This window comes from Shewanella surugensis (assembly GCF_023284005.1).
GTDB classification, from domain to species: domain Bacteria; phylum Pseudomonadota; class Gammaproteobacteria; order Enterobacterales; family Shewanellaceae; genus Shewanella; species Shewanella surugensis.
The window spans coordinates 1-23327 of the sequence record NZ_JAKIKS010000050.1 but is presented as its reverse complement, the minus strand read 5'-3'; the positions used below and the strand labels follow the sequence as shown (position 1 = coordinate 23327).

The 23327-nt window shown below is 41.1% G+C and carries 23 protein-coding genes and 1 pseudogene; 5 read left to right on the top strand and 19 right to left on the bottom strand.

The window, feature by feature from the left end:
* Positions 1 to 104 precede the first annotated feature (104 nt).
* Together L2764_RS13620 and L2764_RS13615 are read right to left on the bottom strand one after the other, a co-directional pair.
* A complete protein-coding gene (locus L2764_RS13620; RefSeq protein ID WP_248940808.1) occupies positions 105 to 887 on the bottom strand; it encodes a DUF3108 domain-containing protein in 783 nt (260 codons plus the stop codon).
* 71 nt (positions 888 to 958) lie between these two features.
* Positions 959 to 1285, bottom strand: a complete 327-nt coding sequence (locus tag L2764_RS13615; RefSeq protein WP_248940807.1) for an MGMT family protein — start codon at positions 1283 to 1285, stop codon at positions 959 to 961.
* 466 nt (positions 1286 to 1751) lie between these two features.
* Between L2764_RS13615 and L2764_RS13610 the strand changes: the two genes are divergently transcribed.
* Positions 1752 to 2204: a UCP032817 domain-containing protein gene (locus L2764_RS13610; RefSeq protein ID WP_248940801.1), complete on the top strand. Its 453-nt coding sequence runs from the start codon at positions 1752 to 1754 to the stop codon at positions 2202 to 2204.
* Between the two features lie 22 nt (positions 2205 to 2226).
* Here the strand turns inward: L2764_RS13610 and L2764_RS13605 are convergent, their stop codons facing one another.
* Positions 2227 to 2445, bottom strand: a complete 219-nt coding sequence (locus tag L2764_RS13605) for a DUF2897 family protein (protein ID WP_248940800.1) — start codon at positions 2443 to 2445, stop codon at positions 2227 to 2229.
* A 105-nt stretch (positions 2446 to 2550) separates the two neighbouring features.
* Positions 2551 to 3288 carry an 8-amino-3,8-dideoxy-manno-octulosonate cytidylyltransferase KdsB gene (kdsB, locus tag L2764_RS13600; protein WP_248940799.1) on the bottom strand — a complete coding sequence of 246 codons (738 nt, stop codon included), beginning with the start codon at positions 3286 to 3288 and terminating at the stop codon, positions 2551 to 2553.
* On the opposite strand from kdsB, the gene L2764_RS13595 reads away from it, so the two are divergent.
* Positions 3278 to 3421, top strand: a complete 144-nt coding sequence (locus L2764_RS13595) for a hypothetical protein (protein WP_248940798.1) — start codon at positions 3278 to 3280, stop codon at positions 3419 to 3421. The genes kdsB and L2764_RS13595 overlap by 11 nt on opposite strands.
* Here L2764_RS13595 and kdnB read toward each other — a convergent pair.
* The 10 genes from kdnB to L2764_RS13545 all read right to left on the bottom strand — a co-directional run bounded on the left by kdnB (position 3395) and on the right by L2764_RS13545 (position 12848).
* Complete coding sequence (kdnB, locus tag L2764_RS13590; protein ID WP_248940797.1) at positions 3395 to 4465, bottom strand: 3-deoxy-alpha-D-manno-octulosonate 8-oxidase KdnB; 1071 nt, start codon at positions 4463 to 4465, stop codon at positions 3395 to 3397. The genes L2764_RS13595 and kdnB overlap by 27 nt on opposite strands.
* A gap of 86 nt (positions 4466 to 4551) precedes the next feature.
* The gene (gene kdnA, locus L2764_RS13585) at positions 4552 to 5736 is read right to left on the bottom strand and encodes an 8-amino-3,8-dideoxy-alpha-D-manno-octulosonate transaminase KdnA (RefSeq protein ID WP_248940796.1); all 1185 of its coding nucleotides are present in this window, start codon (positions 5734 to 5736) and stop codon (positions 4552 to 4554) included.
* Between the two features lie 210 nt (positions 5737 to 5946).
* Positions 5947 to 6561, bottom strand: coding sequence for a carbonate dehydratase (gene can / locus L2764_RS13580; RefSeq protein ID WP_248940795.1), 615 nt, complete (start codon positions 6559 to 6561; stop codon positions 5947 to 5949).
* Between the two features lie 143 nt (positions 6562 to 6704).
* Positions 6705 to 7379 (bottom strand): M15 family metallopeptidase, encoded by a 675-nt coding sequence (locus L2764_RS13575; protein WP_248940794.1) that lies wholly within the window; start codon positions 7377 to 7379, stop codon positions 6705 to 6707.
* Positions 7373 to 8527, bottom strand: coding sequence for a succinyl-diaminopimelate desuccinylase (gene dapE, locus L2764_RS13570; protein ID WP_248940793.1), 1155 nt, complete (start codon positions 8525 to 8527; stop codon positions 7373 to 7375). Before dapE ends, L2764_RS13575 begins: the two co-directional genes overlap by 7 nt.
* Positions 8524 to 8868: an arsenate reductase gene (locus tag L2764_RS13565; protein WP_248940792.1), complete on the bottom strand. Its 345-nt coding sequence runs from the start codon at positions 8866 to 8868 to the stop codon at positions 8524 to 8526. Before L2764_RS13565 ends, dapE begins: the two co-directional genes overlap by 4 nt.
* Before the next feature lie 309 nt (positions 8869 to 9177).
* Positions 9178 to 9687: a PTS glucose transporter subunit IIA gene (crr, locus tag L2764_RS13560; protein ID WP_248940791.1), complete on the bottom strand. Its 510-nt coding sequence runs from the start codon at positions 9685 to 9687 to the stop codon at positions 9178 to 9180.
* Positions 9688 to 10068: 381 nt separating this feature from the next.
* Positions 10069 to 11775, bottom strand: a complete 1707-nt coding sequence (gene ptsP / locus L2764_RS13555) for a phosphoenolpyruvate--protein phosphotransferase (RefSeq protein ID WP_248940790.1) — start codon at positions 11773 to 11775, stop codon at positions 10069 to 10071.
* Between the two features lie 9 nt (positions 11776 to 11784).
* A complete protein-coding gene (locus L2764_RS13550; RefSeq protein ID WP_248940789.1) occupies positions 11785 to 12045 on the bottom strand; it encodes an HPr family phosphocarrier protein in 261 nt (86 codons plus the stop codon).
* Between the two features lie 404 nt (positions 12046 to 12449).
* Positions 12450 to 12848 carry an ACT domain-containing protein gene (locus L2764_RS13545; RefSeq protein WP_248940788.1) on the bottom strand — a complete coding sequence of 133 codons (399 nt, stop codon included), beginning with the start codon at positions 12846 to 12848 and terminating at the stop codon, positions 12450 to 12452.
* 366 nt (positions 12849 to 13214) lie between these two features.
* On the opposite strand from L2764_RS13545, the gene L2764_RS13540 reads away from it, so the two are divergent.
* Both L2764_RS13540 and L2764_RS13535 read left to right on the top strand, forming a co-directional pair.
* Positions 13215 to 13919: a DUF3334 family protein gene (locus L2764_RS13540; protein ID WP_283107005.1), complete on the top strand. Its 705-nt coding sequence runs from the start codon at positions 13215 to 13217 to the stop codon at positions 13917 to 13919.
* Positions 13920 to 14267: 348 nt separating this feature from the next.
* Positions 14268 to 15485, top strand: coding sequence for an RsmB/NOP family class I SAM-dependent RNA methyltransferase (locus tag L2764_RS13535; protein ID WP_248940787.1), 1218 nt, complete (start codon positions 14268 to 14270; stop codon positions 15483 to 15485).
* Between the two features lie 264 nt (positions 15486 to 15749).
* Here L2764_RS13535 and L2764_RS13530 read toward each other — a convergent pair whose 3' ends face one another.
* The 4 genes from L2764_RS13530 to L2764_RS13515 all read right to left on the bottom strand — a co-directional run bounded on the left by L2764_RS13530 (position 15750) and on the right by L2764_RS13515 (position 20256).
* Complete coding sequence (locus tag L2764_RS13530) at positions 15750 to 16586, bottom strand: ABC transporter permease (RefSeq protein WP_248940786.1); 837 nt, start codon at positions 16584 to 16586, stop codon at positions 15750 to 15752.
* A 54-nt stretch (positions 16587 to 16640) separates the two neighbouring features.
* Positions 16641 to 17879, bottom strand: coding sequence for an ABC transporter permease (locus tag L2764_RS13525; protein ID WP_248940785.1), 1239 nt, complete (start codon positions 17877 to 17879; stop codon positions 16641 to 16643).
* A gap of 31 nt (positions 17880 to 17910) precedes the next feature.
* Complete coding sequence (locus L2764_RS13520; RefSeq protein WP_248940784.1) at positions 17911 to 18984, bottom strand: ABC transporter substrate-binding protein; 1074 nt, start codon at positions 18982 to 18984, stop codon at positions 17911 to 17913.
* A 159-nt stretch (positions 18985 to 19143) separates the two neighbouring features.
* Complete coding sequence (locus L2764_RS13515) at positions 19144 to 20256, bottom strand: ABC transporter ATP-binding protein (RefSeq protein ID WP_248940783.1); 1113 nt, start codon at positions 20254 to 20256, stop codon at positions 19144 to 19146.
* Positions 20257 to 20561: 305 nt separating this feature from the next.
* On the opposite strand from L2764_RS13515, the gene L2764_RS13510 reads away from it, so the two are divergent.
* The gene (locus L2764_RS13510; protein ID WP_248940782.1) at positions 20562 to 21089 is read left to right on the top strand and encodes an SDR family oxidoreductase; all 528 of its coding nucleotides are present in this window, start codon (positions 20562 to 20564) and stop codon (positions 21087 to 21089) included.
* Between the two features lie 655 nt (positions 21090 to 21744).
* Here the strand turns inward: L2764_RS13510 and L2764_RS13505 are convergent.
* Positions 21745 to 23208: pseudogene (locus L2764_RS13505) on the bottom strand (S8 family serine peptidase); the annotation flags it as partial.
* Between the last annotated feature and the right edge of the window lie 119 nt (positions 23209 to 23327).

The window sequence follows — 23327 nt, the reverse complement described above, 5'->3', positions numbered from 1 at the left end:
TGATCTTAAAGTCTTTTTTGTTGGGTTAGAAACGATGCGCATGACGAGTACGCCATGTGCATCGGAAAATCATTTTGTGACTCGCGCCAACGTTGAGACGACCTTTATTTCGGCTTTTGCGTCACCGGCGTGGGCTGTGAAGGGGCGGATTGTGTCTTCGTTTCCGTGGTTAACTCAGGACTAAACTTATACTTTAATAGTTGAATATCCAGTTGCTTGCTGCCTTTTTCAAAGTGAGTGAGTCTGATGGGTAAATAGGCTAATGAAGGGGCCATCCAGAAAAAGGTTTGTCTTTTTTTACTGTCTCTGACGACTTCGATTTTGATGGTATCGTATACGCCCCCGACGACTTTTATTTTCTCTCGACCGACCACTTTAAATTTATAGTCATCAATTTCACCTTCTTTGACCATGTTGTATTCGAGACTATTTTTGTTTTTCGATAGATCGAGGCGAATTTGCAATTGGGCCACTAAGGGATCGTAGATCCGCTCTTTATAAGGCAGTTTTATCTTTTTATCTTTATAGCGGCTAAAAATTTCTTGCTTATCTTTTAAAAAAACCGTTTGATCTTGATAGTCAGATCCAGTGCCTGTCCTATCGTGAGTATAACGAATAGGTGCTAAGTTACCGTCTTGTAAGGTAAATTCACTCACAATATGACGTTTATCCCAAAGGACTAATAAGCTGACATCACTATCAAAACGATATTGATAAATATCACCTTGTTTTGGCAGCAGTTGGTATCGGGCTTTGCCTAATTCTATACTGCCATAATTCACTTGGTATTCGGCTGTTTGAGGGGTGAGAGGGGTGAGAGGGGGGATTTCAGCCTGCGCAAGATGACTGATAAGAAACAAACTCAAAACGGGTAAAAAGTGTGTCATTTTTAGCAAAAGGAACTCCTTAAAACAATCTTTATATCAGTGCGTAAAGTATGAAATTGAGCCATTGCTCATTAAAAAGGAATGGATAGCACTAAGGTGGCCATATCGGGTCTCCATTCAAACTGGGTTAATTTTATTCTGCCTTTGGTGACGATAATGCCTTCCATTGTGAGCCATTGCATCTGCTCTCTGAAAGCGGGTGTATTGATTGGGAACGATATTTTACCTTGACTGTTAATGACTCTATGCCAAGGGAGTCTCAGGTTTTTTGGGGCTAATTTTAAGGCTTTAGACACATACCTTGCTCGGCCGGGGAGACCGGCATAATCGGCGACTTTACCATAACTACTGACGTTTCCTTCTGGGATCATTGCAACAATATGCCAAATTTTTTCCATGGCAGTTAGGGAGGGATCTATGGATTGGGGATCTGGTGGGATGGGTGATAATTGAGCATTAAGAACAGTGTTATCCATAAATAAACCTTGTACGTCAATGAGCATATTGGCAACGAAATCGCTTGCTTAAATATAGCGTATTTTGAACTTGATTATTGTCATTTCTTTTGTAAATCGTTTAATAAAAGATGAATAGTATAATTGTAAAATAAACAAAGTTAAATGAGTTAAATCTTATGTTTACAAAAGTTTCAGTGATATATCATATTGAAGAATATCAGGATGTTAATTTATAATCGATACTTTTAATTATTTGTAAGCTTAAGTTCAGAATAAGATATTATTATCAAGTAATGTATTGTTTTATTGTTCAATGTTAATACTCTATGTCCTAGCACTTCTTAAAGAAGTGCTATCTTATTATTTCATGACACTTCTCACTTCTCACTTCTTGGAGGGATGTTTTATGATCCCGATTAAGTTACTTGAATATCATAATGTTAATGTGGTGGAGCGATTTACTCAATATTACGCTATTTCCAAACCTGAAGCTGAAGTAATTTTTGGGCAGTTGAAGTTATTTTTGTATGCCAGTGTGGAGTATTCACATGATAGATCTAAGCGGCTTAATATTGTCGATGAAACATTCATTATTGATGAAATGTGGCATTTTTTCATTTTATTTACTCAAGATTATTATGTTTTTTGCATGAGCATATTTAATGAATTTTATCATCATGTGCCGTCTTCGACTCGGAATGAGTCTATTTCTGTTAATGAATTAAGGGAGCAGATGCAGTATATCGCTGATGTATGTGGAGAGGAAACAGTAACACTGTGGTATCAAGATTGGGCATTGAAATATAATGCGCGAAAAATGCATGCATTGAGCATATTACCAGAGCTTGATTTTGAATAATCAAGCGCAAAAAAATCGTTTCTTATTTTGGTGATTTGTCATTATTCCCTTTGTTTTTAGTGGGATCATCATGATGTTGATCATTCGCCGCCGGTTTTTTCTGGGTGCTTCTGGGCACTTTTTTGTTGTTTTTACCAAATTGAGGCAGCTTATATTTAGCGCTGTATTTGAGTACCACTAGGTTACTGGCGATCACCGCGATGATGAGGATAATGATTAACCATGTTTCCACATTCGACATGTTTGCCTCTTCGCTCTCTGTGATGCCTTAATGCTCAATATGACTCAGGTGTCAGTGAGTTGAGTCAACGACCTGAATCGCTATATCCAGGTCGTGTAAAGGCTGTTAATCAACGGCAAGTCGTGCTTCACAGATCCTGATATCTTCGGGTGTGTCCACCTCTGGAGAATCAAAAGCACTGATAGCCACTTTAATTTTATGACCGTATTCCAAAGCGCGTAGCTGTTCGAGCTTTTCGAGATCTTCTAAACGCCCTAAAGGCAGCTTAGCAAAGGTCGAGACGAATTGCCGAGTATACGCATAAATACCTAAATGTTTATAAACCGGATATTCATTGGTATCACGACCAAAAGGAATACGCGCACGGGAAAAGTATAAGGCGTGAAAGTCATTATCGAATACCATTTTGACATGCTTAGGATCATCGAGCTCATGCTTTTCGGTAATTTCAAATCCGAGTGTTGCCATTCCAAATTCACCTGGGTGACGCTCAAATAAACGAATGATCTGTTCGATAGAAATGGGATCGATTAAAGGCTGATCGCCTTGAAGATTGATGACTAAATCATCATCTTCTAATCCTAATTGTGTGATGGCGTCTTCAATACGATCGGTACCGGATGCCGCTTCAGGACTGGTCATTATGACCTGACCGCCAAAAGATTCGACTGCCGCTTTAATTCTATCATCGTCGGTGGCGACATAGATATGATTTAATCCTTTGGCTAAAGACGCTCGTTCATAGACATGTTGTATCATGGGTTTACCATTAATGGGAGCCAATGGTTTACCTGGAAAACGACTCGATCCATAGCGCGCAGGGATTAATAAAGTGACATTCATTGATTTACCTATTTTACAAAATATGAAGGGCCGCAAGCAGCCCATTTATGCTCAACGTCGTGCTAATGGCTTTGATGACGTTGATGTCCTTAAGACGAAAGGGGAACTAGATGCGACGATAAAGTTTGGTTAACATTTCATCAGTCACTTTTTCTGCCCAATTATCACCGTACACATTATGCCACAAAGGTCCCATACTTTTCGCCACTTTCACCATTTTTTCAATGGTTTCATCCGGTAAATCTTTACAGATATTTTTGGGTAAGGTGACATTGTGTTTTTTCAGCATTCGGCGGAATTCGGCAACACCCTCAGGGTAGAACTCTTCTAATACATCAAAGGCGATACAATTACCAATACCGTGATGGTAACCTAAGACATAGCCTAAGCCATAAGAGATTGCGTGGCAGGCGCCAACTTGGCTATAGGCAATGCTCATACCACCCATAAACGAAGCCATCATCAGTTTGTCATCTTTTTCAGGATGATCGTCTAAATAGACTTCGCGGCAAAGTGCCAAGGCCTTTTCACCGTAAGATTTAGAAAATTCATTTAAAAAGGTACCTTCTAATGATTCAATACAATGGATGTAACAATCCATTCCAGTATAAAACCATTGATCGGTAGGCACACCTTGGATCAGTTCAGGATCCATGATGATTTGATCAAAAACGGTATAATCAGAGTTTAAGCCCAGTTTACGTTCCGGTCCACACAGTACGGCTGTGCGTGAAGCTTCAGCGCCGGTGCCCGAAATGGTTGGAATGCCGACATGATGAACCGCTGGGTTTTCAATTAAATCCCAACCTTGGTATTTGGCTGAGCCACCCGGATTGGTTAGCATGAGAGAGACGGCTTTGGCCACATCAATCGTTGAACCGCCACCGAGGCCAATGACGCTGACCGCTTGCTTGTCACTAAAGGCTTGGACTTGTTCAGTCAGACTATCGATTTGTTCGGTTGAGGGTTCATCATCAACATTAACCCAAACTAGTAAGTCTTGTGCTTTTAAGGGAATACGTGATTCTAACGGTTTACCTTTATGGACATCATCGACTAAAAACACAACGTAATCGCTATCTTGTTTGCGTTGTGCTGCAAGTACATTTTCAAGCTCTGCAAATGAACCGCGACCATAGATCATTTTGGGCACGACTTTGAAATTCTTAAAACTCATATCATAGGCTCCATTACATGTTTGACGAGTCGAGGCTAGTGATAATGAGATGCCCAGCATCTCATTATATTGTTGCGTGTTAACCTTTAAGCAAAGGCTTTTTTGATATTGTTAATGCGCTCTTGGATTTGTTCTTCAGTCCAAGATAATTTAATTAACATTGAAATAGTACGACTCATTATGGCATCAGACTTAGGCACTGATACCTGAGTATAGTCAGGTCTGTCAGCAATTAAGGTGATGGGCAGTGCAGCAGATGAGCGCAACTCTTGGATATGTTTCCAGTTGCTTAGATAATGCCAGTTATTGACATACCAATAGAAACAACCATCAACGCCATTCTCAGCGAGTTTTTGATTAATTTCGATAGTGCGCGCTTCTGTTGGCAACATGAAGGTTAAGAAGCCTGCTGAATCGCCTTCTGGATCGGGGATTTCACGAAAGCTAATCTCGCTAATATCCGCGATGGCCTCTTTAATGAGCTTTTTATTGGTACGCTGAATATCGATAATTTTATCCAGTTTACGCAGTTGAGCTAAGCCCATAGCAGAATTCATTTCTGAAATTCTAAAGTTCAGTCCCATGATCGGGTGAGACTCTGCACCACGATCATTGCCCACATGATCATGACCATGATCAGAGAACATATGTGCATGGTTATAGATGGTTTCATTATTGGTGATCACCGCGCCGCCTTCACCACAAGTGATGGTTTTAACCGAGTCAAAGGAATAACAACCCACATCCCCTATAGTGCCTAATGCTTGGCCTTTATAACTGCCGCCAATGGCTTGGCAGGCATCTTCGAGGATAATCAAGTTATGCTTTTTACACACCGCTTTGATTTCATCCATTTTTGCCATAGAACCGCACATATGAACCAGGTTAATGGCTTTGGTCTTTGGGGTGACAACCGCTTCAATGCCTTCAGGAGACAAGCACAGGGTTTCATCAATTTCCGCAAAAATCGGCACAGCGCCTGCCATAAAAACGGCTTCAACTGAGGCAACAAAGGTAAAAGGCGGAACAATGACCTCATCACCTGCACCAATGCCAGCGGCAGCCAAGGCCGTTTGCAATGCGGCTGTACCACTCGAAACAAGATGGGCATGCTTAACATTCATCTTTTCGCATAAAAGCTGTTCCATTTCTCTGGTTTTCCAGCGATCGTTGCGCATATGATCGAAGTTATAACGGAAGGTAAAACCGTTTTCCATGACATCTGCGACTTCCTGTTTTTCTTCAGGACCAAATAATTCAAAACCAGGCATGAGGATTTCCTTAGAATGCGTTGTGCTGAGTTAACATTTCAAATAATGGTTGGGATTATAACTGTGATAGAGGAAAAAGCGCGAGTATTCTTCGCGAATATTGGACGAATAGTGATATTTTGAGCGCTAAGCGGGTAAAAACAGGCCGCATGTCGACAATAATGACATTCTTGTTTCATTGGACCTCAGATTTACTTGATGAAGGGCTAATCATTTTTCATCCGTTAGGCTGTCTTTATTGACTGTCACGTCTAAGTCGGATAATAATCCATTTTCGATACTGTAAATCCAACCATGTACCGCCAGGCTTTGTCCTCGGTGCCATGCATCTTGAACGATGGTGGTGGCGGTGACATTGCCAACTTGCTCAATCACATTGAGTTCACATAGGCGGTCAAAACGCGCTTTTTCATTCATTTTTGACAGACTATGTTGATGTGAACGGTGAATATTTCGGATAGGGTGAAGCCAGTTATCAATCAGACCTAAGCGTTCAGTTCCCATTGCGGCTTTAACGCCCCCACAACCGTAGTGACCAACGACCATGATGTGTTTGACTTTTAATACCTCTACGGCATATTGAAGCACTGACAAACAATTGAGATCGGTGTGCATTACCATATTGGCTATGTTGCGATGTACAAAGACTTCACCCGGCATGAGATCAATAATTTGATTAGAAGGCACACGGCTATCAGAGCAGCCTATCCAGAGGTATTCAGGATGTTGCTGGGTGGCCAGTTGTTCAAAAAATTGTGGGTCTTCTTTAACAATACGCTCAGCCCAGCGGCGATTATTATCAAATAAAGGCTTTAGTAGCTTCATTTTACTTCACTCTGATGATTATTCTGTCATTATCTTAGCACTCTTTACGCTAGAGCTGGTCTATTCAGTGAGATAGAAAGAGTGTCTTATCAATCTATTGCTTTATTGTGATTGTCTTTAACGACCTGTTTACGTTATCAATGCTAAGGACAGGGTGCGACACGTAAAACATATTCGTTAACTAAGGGCCCCAGCCGAGGCAATAAGGCGTGCTTTAATTGTATATGGCTCTGCGCTAATAAATGGGCTAATTGGTCGGGATCAAACTGTTTAAGGAGTTTTGCTGAAAGCGGATAATAACTTAAATGCCAAGGCTCTGGACTGACGCCGCTTAATCCGATTTGATAGGGAAAATAAAAGCCATAGTGTGAAGCGTATTTTTGCAGCCATTGATATAGTGCATAGCAAGGGCCATGTTCATGGTATTCGCTGTCAATAAGCTGTAATTGGCATTGTTTGATAGCACGACTATCAAACACATCTAAGTCCGTGCCCCAATGATGACGTGAGGTACCAGGAAGGGCTGACCAGCGTAAAATTAAATCGATGATCTCATTGTCAGACTTATCGTTAATCTCTACAGTTTGATTATTGCTATCCAGAATAGGCCGTAGTCCTTGCGCTTTGTTATCCCAAATGGCCTGCTGGGCGTTAAAATCGCGAAATGTTGAGCAGGTGTCGAGATGAATGCCCTCTTTTTTAGCCGCTTTTTGCATGAGGTTAAAAGCGGCTAAGGTGTCCGTTTCCAAGCGCCCGCCACTAAAGGTTTTGAGGTGATCTTGTGCGAAACCATAAAGGGCGAGAGGAGAGATTAGCACAAGAGATTTTCCAAAATCTGCTCATAACATAAGGCTAACTGCTCGAGATCATCAATATTCACACACTCATTGACTTTATGTATGGTGGCATTAACGGGACCCAGTTCGATGACTTGTGCGCCTGTTGGCGCAATAAAGCGACCATCTGAGGTGCCGCCGCTGGTTTGAGGATCGGTGTCTAAGCCGGTGATTGTTTTAATGGCATCACGGGTGGCGTCGAGCAAAGGGCCATTATCGGTTAAAAATGGTAAGCCATTAAAAATCCAGTCAATATCATACTTCAGTTCATGTTTATCGAATAATGTAATGACGCGTTCTATGAGTATTTCTGCTGTGACTTCGGTCGAGTAGCGAAAATTAAACATGATCGTTAAATCGCCAGGGATCACATTTGAGGCGCCGGTTCCGCCATTGATATTGGCAATTTGAAAACTGGTAGGAGGAAAAAAATCATTACCCTTATCCCAAACCGTATTCGCCAGTTCCGTTAATACGGGGGCGGCATTGTGGATCGGGTTATCAGCGAGGTGAGGGTAGGCAACATGGCCTTGAATACCCTTGACGGTCAGGTTGCCCGTTAAACTGCCTCGGCGACCGTTTTTGACAATATCGCCCAATTTATGTGTGGAAGAAGGCTCACCCACTAATGACCAAGTGATTTTCTCATTTCGTGCTTCGAGGGTATCAATGACTCGAGTGGTTCCATTGATGAAGGGACCTTCCTCATCGCTGGTAATTAAAAAAGCAATAGAGCCTTTATGATCAGGATGCTTAGCGACAAACCGTTCTGTGGCCACAATCATCGCGGCTAAGGAGCCCTTCATATCGGCAGCGCCTCGGCCATAAAGATAATCATCAATGACAACGGGCTCAAAAGGAGGTGTATGCCAGCGATTTAAATCGCCTGTAGGTACCACGTCAGTATGACCAGCAAAACAAAAAACGGGATGGGAATGTCCTCGTCGGGCCCACATATTGGTGGTGTCTTCAAAGACCATAGACTCAATGTTAAAGCCACAGGCGTTGAGTCTATCGCTCATAAGCTGTTGACAGCCTTCGTCTAAAGGCGTAACCGATGGCCGGGAAATAAGATCCTTGGTTAGTGCCAACACGTCACGTTGCGGGGTTATATCGTTTGATTGACTCATAAATTAAACCACGCCTTATAATCTGCTTCTTTAAACCCTAGCATGAGTTTATCTTGTTCTACCAGTACGGGGCGCTTAATGAGGGTTGGATTTGCTAGCATTAAGTCGATGGCTTTTTCTTGATTAATATCGTTTTTATCGTCTTCGGATAAAGCGCGGAAACTGGTACTACGCTTATTGAATAATAGTGTCCAGTCGGTGAGACTCGCCCAATGCTCAAGCTGTTCTCGAGTCAATCCATCTTGTCTAAAATCATGAAAATCAACCGCTAGTTTGTTTGCCTCAATAAATTTTTGTGCTTTACGAACGGTATCACAGTTTTTAATGCCAAATAATGTCAAGTGGATTACTCCGTATTAAGGGTGATGCATCGCTTTTTTAACATAATGTGCGGGTGTCTCTCACATTACTGTTCACTGATCAAAGTGCCATGAGTAACGTCCCATGGACTAAAGATGCCTATTGTGGCATCCTCATATTAACGACTCAATAGGGAAACCGGTTTATTCCACGGCAAAGTGAAGGAAATATCTTGGATGTTGTTTTTTTATACGGTTAAACCCGAATGAGTTGAAATATGTCTTTATACGCCGTCGGTGGATCATTTGCGGCTGCCTATTTCTTTTTTCAATGTTCTGTCGGATTAGGCTCTAAAGTATGGCTGAAAAAATCACATCTTTACCGGCTTCAACATAACCATGGCGTTTTTCTAATCCTTGTATATCTTCCATGTTAGCTAATAAAACGGGGGTGAGTATACTGTCAACATGTTGTTTTAGATACGCTAAATCAAAAGAGAGAATGGGATCACCGCTTTTGACTTCTTGTCCTTCTTCAGCCAAACGGGTAAAGCCTACGCCTCGTAGCTCAACAGTACCAATACCAAAGTGAACAAAAATTTCTAATCCTTGTGGCGATTCAATACTAAAGGCATGATTTGTTTCAAAAATCTTTCCTATTCTTCCATCGATTGGGGCGAGAATTTTATCGCCTCTAGGTTCAATCGCTAAACCATCCCCCACAATTTTTTCAGAAAAAACAGGATCGGGAACGGCTTCTATTGCAACGATCTTGCCTGATAACGGTGCATAAATATCAACGTTGCCTATACGTGTGGTTTGCCCTGAAACTAATCGTTTAATTCGGCTTAAAAATCCCATACTTTACCCTCTTAGCCTCTAGGTATATTAGCTCTGTCCAAGTGACACTGAAATGGCTATTTTCAGGTCGACTGGGGCTGATTATTTTTCTTGTGCCCCCACTTGTTGAGCATCTTTTCTATCATTGTATTCTTTTCATTGTATAGGTTGAGACTATCACTATCTATTTTTATGTGCCATGACAAAACGAGTGTGGCGCAGAGATCACCTTCACGGTGTCATTATTGTATCGACAGTGTTTTATATTGGTAATGAAAAGAGGCTTATTTTAACATTTTCTCGTGCACTTTGAGGGGTACCTTAAGATAGTTTAATCTTAAGAGGCATTTTGCTTATGAATGGACTATTGAGCCATGCAGGCATTAGCTGAACTTTATATCTTCAAGTAGCTTGGGTATAAACACACGCATGCAATGCTTTTATGGTGACCAAGCTGAGTGCTTTTTGTGCTAATAAATGACATTGAGCATAACTGATGTTACTCAGGGCTGATTTGATTTCGAGAATGGCGGGTAAATTAACACTGAGTTCATTGACTCCCATGCCAATGAGTAAAGGGGCGACATGAGGATCGCTTGCGAGCTCACCACAAAGGCTCACTTGGGTATTATGAGCTTGCGCCGTTGAGATGATCAGGTGGATAAAGCTTAATATTGCTGGCGATAATGAAGGGTAATCTCTGGTAAAGAGTGGGTTGCCCCTATCCGCTGCCATGGCATATTGTGTTAAGTCATTTGTACCGATACTAATGAAGTCTAATTTTGGCAGCATAGACGCTAAATTCATCACTGCTGCGGGGGTTTCGACAACAATACCATAGCTGAGTTGACCGAAAGTGACATGGTCTTGGGTGAGTTGAGTTTGGCATTGGTTAATAATGTCGAATATGGCTTCGAGTTCTTCAACTTGGTTTATCATGGGGAACATCAAGCGGATAGGCCCATATTGAGCCGCTCTTAAAACGGCTCGAACTTGTGTTACCAGTAAAGAAGTGTGTTGTAATGTGTAGCGGATCCCTCTTAAACCCAATGCAGGGTTTTCTTCGGGTAAGCTATTAAGAAAAGGCAGGGCTTTTTCAGCACCGATATCTAAGGTTCTAATGGTAAAGAGCTTGCCATTTAATAGGTGAAGAATGTCACTATAGAGTCGGTATTGCTTATTTTCACTAGGAGCACTCTTGGTATTCATCAGCATAAATTCTGTTCTGAATAAGCCTATTCCTTCCACTCCCATGTCGTTTAAGTGGGTGGTTTCATTAATGGAACCAATATTGACCAGCAGCGGTATTTCATGGCCATCGATGGTTTGAGTTTGTCGGTGTTTAAATTTAAGCAGTTGTTGTTTTTGTTTTAGCGTGGTTTTTTTTAATTGTGTTAAACGGCTTAAAATGGACTCATTTGGGGCGACATAGAGCTTACCGGCTAAGGCATCGAGGGCTAAGACTTGGTGATTGGTGATACTCTCTTGGTCAAAAGGACAATCAAAGAGGGCGGGGATCCCCGCGCTTCTGGCTAAAATGGCAGTATGACTGGTGATACCGCCGGTTTTTAATACGAGGGCGGTAATGTATTTAAGCGGTAACATTGAAAATTCAGCCGGAGTGATATCGCTGGCTAATAAAATAGTGGGTTCATCGATTTTACTCAGTTCAACGTTATGAGCACCATTAATTTGATCAATGAGACGACTGGCTAGGGATAGGATGTCTTGAGAGCGATTGGTGAGGTAATGATCATCTAATGCATTTATTTCTGCCGCTTGGTAGGAAAATATCCGCTCAATGGCCACCGCTGCGCAGAGTTGAAAACGTTCAATTTCGGCACAAATATTTTGGATTAGTTCATCATCGTCTAACAATAATAAATCGGCTTCAATCAATTGATAGTTGTGAGAGGAAGCGGGAAGTCGTTGTAAATGTTGCAGCAATTGGTTTTTTTTGTGGTCAATGACTTGAATGAGTGTTTGTTTTTCTTTTTCTATTTGATTCAATGGCAGCAAATGGTAATCACGTTTTTCAGGATGTAAATGCAGATGTAACGCATTGCCAAATGCGATCCCTGGAGAAACGACGATACCTGATAATGGCATAATGGGCTCCTAACTTAGTTTCAAAAGGAGGTTAGAGACATCCTCAACAGCGGTTTGCGCATTTTCGCCTTCAGCCATCACCGTGACTTGGATGCCGTGATATAAGCCTAATGTTTGTAATTTAAAGAGACTTTTTGCACTGGCTTGCTTGCCCTGACACAGAATGAATATATCACATGAATAGCTTTTCGCTTGCTTAACTAATAGCGCTGCTGGGCGAGTATGGAGTCCGTGTTGTGCTGTGATAATCACTGACTTTTCATATTTCATTGTTAGGGCCTATTGTCTATTGTATGAATAGTATGACTTATCCTTACGTTGCTCAGTAGAGAGATAAAGTACGATATTATGAAGGTATTGATAATACGACTTTAATAGGATGATGAGATTAAATTTTGTTTACAGCTAAGACGTTTATTCAATCTTAGCTGGCTATCTCTTTGAGTATACTCTCTTTATACGAAACTACTTGGAAAAACGCATTTCAGAGTGTGTTCAATGGTTCAATTTAAGATGCATAATTGAAGGAATGTAGGCTCTTTTGATGTGATGCAACACCGAAGCGAGTCATTTTATGATCTCATCAGGATGGGTTTAAAAGCTTTTTTATTCCAGATCGATCCGAGTTTTTAATGTGATCTATATAATAAGTCACTGTTTTATACTATTATTTATTATTGATGGTTAGGGACGTCAATAATATGGTACTGGTTTTTTTTCAGTGAGCAAATCGCGCAGTCGAGATCGTGATTCTTGACTAAAATGTAGTCGGTATCAAAAGTTGAAATGGCAAAAATGCTGATCTTTTTTTTGGCTAAAATGCCTGATACTTTGGATAGTAGTCCTGTCATTGAAAACCCCAGAGGACCAATCACTTCGATACAGCGCCAACCCGGTTCACATTCTCGACTATTTATATCGAGGTGTTCTGGGACGACAATGGAGATCTCATCTTTGGTTTTTCCAATAAAATACATTTCTTGAGTGAAGACGTCGGAAGGTATGGGCTCTTCAGGTTCAAAACTATGAATGCAGAAGATTTGAGCATGTACCGCAAGTGTCATTTTTGCCATGTGATACCTTGTCTTATGCCATTAATTGTCGTGTGTCCTTAGGGTCAATATTCTCGTCATAGTCTGTCTGTGTGATTGACTCGGTCTCTCGTCCATCTTTTTTAATGGACAGTGTGGTATTGAAGTGAAAACACTTATCTATTGATAAGCGTTCATTAATCATAGCACTCGCATAATAAGCCGTTGACTTAATATTCGTATTAGATAGAGGGATAATGATGTTTGTTCAGTGAGATAATAAATTAAAATGAAAAGAATTCAATATTTGCTATTTATTTGTTTTTTATGATGAACTCTTTGTTCTTTTTCGCTAATATAGCCAAAATAATAATAATGAATGTCAGCTATTAACCACTGGAATGGATTATGATCCCGAGTATACCTGTTGTGACTCCTCAAGATATTTTACTTAAGCTTTGCCATTCGGTATCACATATATTATCGACAGCCACCAGCACAGATGTAACCCACGCGGGAATGGTGCAGAGTATTACGCGAACGTGCTTAAAACCTGATTTAGGTTGTTTTTCAATCTTTGATGGCGGTTTTTCAGGTTTGGTGGTGATTAACTTTTCAGCACCTTCAGCCATTGAGATCTATCGGGCCTATATGATGCAAATGGGCATGCCTGAGTCAGAGTTAGCGTTTTCGCATACTTCAGATGAAGTGGCGAATGTAATGGGTGAATTAATGAATCAAATACTCGGTGATTTTATTAATAAAGTGAGTCAGGAACTGCAATCATCGATCAGTCAAAGTCAGCCTAAGATGCTGACTATTAATAAAGAAATCACCTTATCGGTTGATACCAATTTAACGGAAGCGATTTCCCGTCGGGTGGCCTTTAAAACAGGAAATAATCATAGTTTCTATCTTGAATTCGCTATGGATAAGACTGAGTTTATTTCACTCAATCATGAGATTGATCATAAAGAACAAGATCCAGATAGACTGCTTGAAACCCACGGTAAACAAATAATGGATCGTACTGTTAAGCTCGCAACAACAGAAAATGGGCGTCATAGTCAAGCGGATGAAGCGGATGAACTGTTACATTCGCTAGGGCTATAGCGACGTTGGTTAACCGCAATTATGATGGTTGTTGTCTTTTTGTTTGGTCAACTAACGAGGAAGGCGTCCAGCGAGGTCTTTCCTGTGGGTGGTCATTCCTTATTTACGTTTTTTTAGGTGGTGTATCTATCCGCCCTGCTTCTACTGCCAGTCTACGAGCCATGTTAGTCGTGGCATTATTGATCGTGTTATGAGACCGATTTGATCCTCTTTAACCGTGGCGAGTATTGTAAAGTGCATCAAAGAAGCGTTTGGATTGTCATTGGCGTCATTTTAATGCGGGATTGGCTTGCGTATTATTCACTTTACTCCTATGATCCCTCGGTTTTTTATTTATGGTAGTCTAACATGTTAACTTCTTCGCTTTCTCCCAGCTCGACTCAATTGGTGATCGATGTACTTGATCTTGTTCTCACGCAGAAGAAACCGCTTGATCGTGCTTATTCTTTGCAATTTTCAGGTATGACATTACAGCCGTCAGAGCAAGGACGTATCACGTTAGTGGTTGGGGATATCTTAAGACGTTTGAATTTATATTGTTATTTGTCTGATGTGAAATCGGAGGAAGTGGCGAGGTTAGGGACAAGGTTATTAAATACTTGGCACCTTTTTCATCAACTTCCTTTACCTAAGATGCAATATTCTTTGTCGATTGATGAGGCGGATTTAGCGAAGCGAATTGAGATAGCGAAAGCGGATCTTGTTTTATGGGATGGTTGTCCGGAGTGGTTAGACACGCTAGGCTCTAAGCAATTAGGGGATAAGTGGCCGCAAGAGCGGGCCGCATTATATCAAGCGGCGAAACGTTTTTTACGCACAAATACATTAAAAACGACACCGGATGAATTGATCAAAACACTCGCAAAAGAGCAGGTGACGACGTTACAGGTTGCAGGGGTAGAGACGGCACTGGAAGTCACATCAGATTCAGCTCTTTTTCGAACAAAAGCGTTTAAGCTCGGTTTATTTGAGCAGCAAGATGCCGGTTCACAATTGGTTGCGGCGGCATTGGATGCCAAGCCCGGTATGCGCGTGATTGATGCTTGTGCAGGGGCAGGAGGCAAAACCTTATCTATCTCAGCTCAAATGGAAGGTAAGGGGCGTTTACTGGCCATGGACGTCGAGCAATGGAAATTGGATAATTTAAAACAAAGGGCTAGGCGTGCGGGTGCGCATAATGTTGAAACTCGGATTATTGCGAGCAGTAAAACCATTAAGCGACTTAAATTAACCGCCGATCGGGTATTACTCGATGTGCCTTGTTCGGGCTTGGGGGTATTAAAACGTAATCCTGATACAAAATGGCGAGATGCGGCAGAGCGTTTACCCGTTTTAGTCGAATTACAGAAGCATATCTTGCAGAGTTACAGTCGGATGGTGAAAGTTGGCGGTATGTTGGTTTATGCAACGTGCTCCATTTTACCTGAAGAAAACCGCGATCAAGTGGATGCTTTTTTAGCGGCGAATGTGCATTTTGAGTTCATCGAAGATGAGACAATTAGTCCTGCTGAAACCGGTTTTGATGGTTTTTATTTAGCCAAGCTAAAACGTATCGCTGAAGTCTAAGTTTTCTTGGTTAACTCGTTGCTAATGTCTATTTTCAACGGAGTCTACTCTTAAAGGCCTCGTTAATTAATCATTATATTCCCCCAATTTCAATACCCCCACCTACTGAGTAGGGGGGGATTATTATACTATTCAGATGTATTATCTTGATCCCCGCCCAGACTAATGCCTATCACGGGTATAACAGCCTTAAATCGATAGCGATATGCTTATTTTGTTCATAGAAAGTAAGTGTCGGCTTAACGTTAATAATCAATGTTTTTATTATGGTGCTTTTTCATTACGGCGCAGCAAGGACAAGCTGATCAACAGTAAAATAGTCATGAGGGTCAGTAGGGTTGAAACGGCTAAAATAGTCGGGTTAATTTGTTCTCTTAATCCGGAGAACATTTGTCTAGGGATCGTACGTTGTTCTGGGCCCGCTAAAAAAAGCACTAATACAATTTCATCTAAAGAGGTCACAAAGGCAAACAGTGCCCCTGATAAAATCCCCGGTTTAATCAGCGGGAAAGTGATATTAAAAAAGGCTCGGATGGGCGATGCGCCACAAAGACGGGCGGCATTATATAGGTTCTGATCAAAGCTTTTTAAAGAGGCACACACGGTAATGATGACAAAGGGGATCCCTAGAGATGTGTGAGCTAAAATGAGACCGAGATAGGTACCTACAAGATTAAACTTAGCATAAAAAAAGAACATACCCGCTGCGGTGATGATCAGTGGCACTATCATGGGCGATAAAAAAATGGCCATGATGAAACGCTTGAATGGCATGGTGTTGGCGCTTAATCCCAATGCCGCAAGGGTGCCGAGTGTGGTGGCCAGCAGGGCACTTGCTGTGGCAATAAAAAGACTGTTTTTGATGGCGGTTAACCAGATAGGAGTTGAGAAAAAAGCGTGATACCACTTAAGAGAATAAGCGTTAGGATCCAGTTTTAACATACCTTGAGTAAAGCTGAAATAGGGTTCAATATTAAAAGAAAGTGGGATCACGATGAGTAGAGGTAACATTAAAAAAAATAACACTAAAAAGGCAAATAATTTCAACAAAACAAATGAAATTTTATGTGATATTGTGTAGTAAGACGGAAAGGAAGACATAAGTTATTCCTGTTGTCATATTGATTATTATTGTGATTATGGATTTGATAGCCCTTATACCAATTTTAGTTTGTTGGGATCGGTTAATCGGTCAAAGAGCCAATAAAGCACAATAATAAACAGCAGTAATAATGCGCCTAACGCGGATGCTAATGCCCAGTTATTTGATTTTTGCATATGAAACGCAATAATATTGGAGATCAGTTGACCGTCGGTTCCTCCGACTAATGCTGGGGTAATAAAATAGCCAATAAATAAAATGAAGACTAATAATATGCCTGCACTGAGTCCTGAGAGTGTCATGGGAAAATACACAGTGAGAAAAATTCTGACAGGTTTTGCCCCCAAGGAACCCGCTGCCCGGACATAACACGGATCGATGCTTTTCATCACAGCATATAAAGGTAAAATCATTAATGGTAATAAAATATGTGTCATGACGATAATGGTTGAGAATTGATTATATAAAAGGGGCAGGGGTTGCTTAATAATATCTAACCAAAGTAATGAAGCATTGATGACGCCATTGGTTTGCAATAATGCTATCCAGGCGGTGGTTCTGACCAGTATAGATGTCCAAAAGGGCAATAGTACAAAGATAAACAGTACATTGGCTGTTCGTGCGGGAGCGCTGGCGAGGTAATAGGCTAAAGGGTAACCGAGTATTAAGGTCAGGCCGGTGACGATAAAGGCCATTTTCAATGTTTTTAAAAAAAGCGCGATATAAAGATTAATATCTTGTCTTGATTGGATTTTTCCTTGGGCATTTTTTTCTAAATCCAGTGCGGTTAAATAGTATTGGTCGGTAAACACTTGACCCGCTTTTTTAATGGCGAACCAAATGGCTTTGTCTCGCCAAGCGGGGTGAGCATCTTGTAAATAGGTTTGTCCTTTGTGCATTAATATTGCATCGTCTATCTGTCGTAATTGTCTAGCCGTGATTTTTATTTGTGAGGCACTTCCCGCCAAATTTCGGTTAATTTCTTGTGCGAGTTCTCCGGCTTCTCTTTGTTTTGCTAGTTTTTTTAATTCTATAGCCATTTGGATCATAAGATTATTATTGGGCAGGTCATGACCATCCCATTCATTGAGTAAAGCGATAGTATGGGGGATGAGTTGTTGAACATTGGGATGATAAACACTGCGAAGCAGTAATGTTGAAATGGGGGCGATGAAGCTAAAAAGTAAAAAGCACAGTAATGGCAGCACCAGTGAAAAAGCCAGCCATTGATGGTGGCGAAGCTCGGCGCGAGCGGCTGCTTTTTCATCGCTTGAAAGAGTTGATCTTTTCATTTTTTATTCGATTTTCAGCCGATGATCCTCATCATTGTTTTAACAGCCATTCATTAAACTTCTCTCCTAATGATTCACCATAATCACTCCAAAACAGGGAGTCGGCTTGTGATCCTTGTGCCATGTTTGAGCTGGGAAGAAAGGGGAGCACATTGGGTGATACATAGGCCATCGACGATTTTCTTGTGGGCCCGTAAGCGATATCTGCCATTCCGGCTAAGGGTTTTGAGCCCGTTGCAAAAGTAATAAAGTCTAATGCGGCTTGTTTATGCTGGGTGCCTTTGACAATGGCCCATACATCAAGATCATAAAGATTACCGTCCCAGACGATTTGAAAAGGCTTTTTATCTTTTGCTATGGCATCATAAATGCGGCCATTGGCCGATTGAACGATAACGGCGCCGCCATCATTGAGCAGTTGGGGAGCTTGAGACCAACTATCAAACCAAACAATATCTTTTTTGATGGTATCGAGTTTTGCAAAGGCTCTTTGTTGACCTTTGGCGGTTGCGAGGGTGGCATAGAGTTTTTCTTTAGGGACGCCATCGGCGAGTAAGGCCCACTCTAAATTCACTTGAGGGCGTTTTCTAAAAGCGCGTTTACCAGGGATTTTTTTGGTATCAAACACATCTGCAATTGTGGTTGGATAGGTTTTACCGATGGTTTTTTCACTAAACGCAAAAATATTGGCCCATACCATGAGGCCTATTCCGCATTCATTGGCTAAGGCTTGAGGTAAGAAATCTTTCTTGGCAGACACACCATCACTGCCTTTAGATAAAATGCTATCAGGAATGACTTCAAGTAACCCTTCGCTGCAGGCACGTTCTAAATCAATAGCTTCAATATCAACGACATCCCATAATACGTTGTTGGCTTCGACTTGGGCTTTCATTTCAGCAACGCCACCAGAGTAGTCATCAAATAGGATCGTGGTATTGGTCTTTTTCATGTAAGGGTCAATCATATGCTTTTTTTGTGCAGCCCCATAAGCCCCACCAAAAGACACGACGGTTAAGGATGATTCCTCAGCCAATGTGGGTGTGCCAATGCCAATCAGAGAACTGAATAAGAACAAGATCGATAGGAAAAGAGAATGACGCATAATGGCTCCATCTGTTAGGTATTGAAGAATATATTATCGAGTGTAGTCGAGTTTTCTCATAACGATGCTCTTGGTTGATTTTTCATTAACTCTTGGCTATGACGTCGTGAGTTATCAGTGGCATTATTTGATAACTTATCATTACTTTCATCATCATAGTCATGTTGTTGAGTCGATGATAAAAGCATGAGCATGATCGATAGACCAGATTAATTGGACTTTTTCTTGTGGTTCCAACTGAAGAGGGTGATGAACATTGAGGCTTTTCACCATAATAGTACTGCCATCGGAGAGTTGAAAATAATATCGGATATAGCCGCCCACATAATGTTTAATATAAAAAGTGGCGGTGAGTGAGTGGTGGATTGATTCTGGCGTTGCTTCAATAAGGCGTTTAATACTGATTTTTTCGGGGCGAATGGAGATAACACAGGCTTGATTGGGCTTGAGTCGTGCTGTAGTTTGTGCATGAATACGTTCGTTTTGAAGAATACCGATATCGGCATGTTGCTCATGTTGATGGTGGCAAATGCCTTTTATCATATTGTTTTCCCCTATAAAGTCAGCAACAAAAGCATTATCAGGGTGTTCATATAAAATATAGGGTTTGGCACATTGTTGTACAATGCCTTCGCTAAATACGGCGATGCGATCGGACATGGTTAAGGCTTCTTCTTGATCGTGAGTGACATAAAGCACAGTAAATTGGAGTTGCTTATGCAGCCGAGTGATTTCAAATTGCATTTGTTCGCGGAGTTTCTTATCGAGTGCGCCTAAGGGTTCATCCATCAGCACCAGACTGGGTTCAAAAATAAGCGCTCTGGCCAAAGCGACGCGTTGTTTTTGACCACCCGAGAGTTGGCTAGGATAACGCTTAGCAAAAGCAGTCAATTCAATCATTTCAAGAAAGGTGTTGATTTGAGATTGAATGCGTTTCTTTGGCCATTTTCTGACTTTCAAAGGATAGGCAAGGTTTTGCGAAACGGTCATATGGGGAAAAAGTGCATAATTTTGAAAAACCATGCCAATATTACGTTGATGCGGAGCTAAACATTTAATGGATACGCCATTAATTAAAATATCACCGCTGGTGACGCCTTCAAATCCGGCCACGAGCATCAACACCGAGGTTTTTCCTGAGCCAGAGGGTCCCAGTAAGGTGACAAATTCACCTGCAGCAACACTCAAATTAAAATCTTTTACGACCAGTTGCTTATGATCGTAACTTTTTTTAATCGCGTTGAATTGTAAAAATACGTTTTCATTTGCCATTTTTTGCCCTCATCGTCAACGAGCTGGATCGATTCATGTGCCAAGAGCCTCATCGCTTGAATATTTGAAAGTTGATTGAGGGATGATTTAAGGGTAAGTAGTGATTGAGACTTGTGCAAGGTTAGGAAATAAAAATGTTTTATGTTGAATATTAACAATTTTATATCGTACTGTGAGACGAAAACTTGTACCTTATACTCATTAATATGGGGTCACTCAAAGGCCTGTTTTAGGTTATTTGAGGGGATAGATCCCCAAGCTAGGTGGCATCTTAATCTGGTTTGGCTATGAACGAGGAAAAGAAAATGTCGAAAGTAGCAGTCGTCACAGGGGCATCGTCAGGCTTAGGGCTTCACTTATCCATTATGTTAGCGAAACAAGGCATAAAAACCTTTGCGACCATGAGAAATTTTGATAAGCGCCAAGCATTATTGGATGAAGCACATAAACAGGGCGTTGAAATCGACGTTGAATTAATAGTCAAACAGCTTGATGTGCGAGGATCAGATAGTGTTAATGCCTGTATCGATGACATCCAGAAGGAAACGGGAAGAATTGATATTTGGGTGAATAATGCGGGCGCGGGTTTCATTCGTACGACTGAGCAAGCCAATGAAGATGAAATTAAGTGGGCATTGGATGTGAATCTAATGGGCGTTATTCGGTGTACCAAAGCGGTGTTACCCTCCATGCGCGAAGCAAGAGCTGGCCATATTATTAATATTTCTTCTGTGGGAGGCTTGGTGGGATCCGCAGTGAATTTGCCAATAATGCCCTTAGTCAGTTTCAAGCTTCTGGCGGTATGGTTGATGATGAGTATAAGCCGATTTTAGAGCAATATATTCAAGGCGCGCAGAGCCGCAACAGTGAGGGGGTTTATCAAACCAGTCAGGAGGTGGCGCAAGTGGTTTTACATTGCGATGGATAAACCGCCCATCCGTATGCGGACATCGCAGTGGGCTGAAGATTTTTGTATGTTAAAAATACAACAGGATAAAGATGGATGTTTGCAACAGCAAAAAGTCATGAAAGCATTTTTGCCAGACTTATGAATTTTACAACAGGTTAGCATATAGTTTATTAGCTGAAAAATGCGAGACTGCTAAGGATGGTTGAGTTGAGTTGTAAATAGCGAAATGGTTAGTTATTTTAATGAGTATATCTTAGTGTACATTGACTTCTTCAGATTGTTATCATGTATGATTAGAGATCATAATTGTTCAGTATGTTTTTTATTGACGTAAAGGACATACAGTACATAAACAGGATAAATCGTTATCAAAAACTGTTGCAAAATAAAAGTTTTGCTATGTTAAAGTTAATAACCCCAGTTAGAATAAACTGATTAGATTTTACCCTGTTATTTTTTGTTTATATTTTAAACCTTTTTCGAATGAAGAGTAGTAGCATTGCAAAACTGAGTAAGTACGAAAAACTGCCTCCACTATCATCTGCATTTGTAGAGGTACTATCTGAATATTCAGGGGTATCCCCTGTACAAACATTTTCAATTAAATAATTATCTGCATCTTTTGCTTTTACTATGCCATATCCATAATAGACATCATGTTTAGATGAGTCAGATTCGGGATGAAAAGCCGTTTGGGTTAATGCGTTACGAATTTCTTCTCCTGAACATTGAGTGTAGTTTGACCAAATTAGAGCTGCAACGCCAGATACTGCGGGTGTGGCCATCGATGTTCCACTCATGTAACCATAATCACTTGAATTAACACTAATACTGAAACTTGATGCATCTAATAATGCTTCTCTGTCATCATAATCAGCCCCAGCAGCAGGAATACTGGTATCGTTATCGGATCCTAGTGTCCCGCTTAAAACGCCTGATTCATTATTGATAATAACAGCGGCCATGCCGCCAGAATTTTCACAATTAGCGACTTTTTCATAGAAGGAGTTATTACCTCTGTCAATGAGACATACTTTACCGTTGGCAGCAGAATCCTGATTTTCAGCTGTACCCATATAGTAACCTTCTGTATCAGTTACAGTCCCCAGGTTTTCCATTGCACTGCTGTCATAGCTGATATTATCAGCACTTAAGGAAGAAGCTCGGGCTTCTCCTTCTGGATATGTGGATAATGTTTCGACTCCGCCTGTAACAACTTCGACACAAACACGGTTGTTTTCTTGCTCGTTACTAAAATAACCTGTCGAGCATCGTGGATATTGAGAGAAGTCTGCAATATTATTATTATTATCAATCGCGCCTATCATCATGACAGACTCGTATCCTGCAGGGTAAGATCGCGTAGCATTACCATCGTTGCCAGCCGCTGCAACAGAGAGTCCACCGGCCTGTTCAAATGATTGAAATACTTCTTCTTCGGTACTACTGGCACTGTCGCCACCTAAGCTCATGTTGATAATATTGGCATCCGCCTCCTGACAAAGTTGTACTGCGCTGGCTAAATCTGATGAGTATCCCCATCCATCTTCATTAAAGACTTTAATGATGTGTAAACTAACTCCAGGTGCCATACCGATGACACCATAATCATTGTTTGCAGCGGCAACAGTGCCAGAAACATGAGTTCCATGTGAGCCGCCGCTTTCATTCCAGTTTCCGGTGCCTGAGTCATTGTCTCCTGTGATATTATTCCAGTCAAAATCAGTGGCTGAAGCATCAAGGCCTGAATCAATGATACAAACTTTTATATCTGTATTTGTGTTAAAGTCCACTTGATCAGCTTGAGATTGATAGATGGCGTACGGTGTGACTTGAGTGACCATAGGATCGCCACTGTCATCCTGATAACGGGTATTGCTTTCACTCGTTGTGCTAAGATTTGTGCTTATTATATTTAACGGATATCTTGGTTGATCGACTTCGATTAAACGAATGTTGGTATTATTCAGTAATGTTTTAACTTGCGCTAATGTCTGATCTGGAAAACGGGCAGAAAAAAAACAATTACCATCAACTTTTATTTGAGCACCTAATTAACAAACGGTAAACCCCCGGCTCTGCCGGGGTGACTCGCATAGGTTTCACCTATACCGCGGTATAGGTAGGCTCAAGTCTCGACCAAAAGACAGGAGAGCAACCT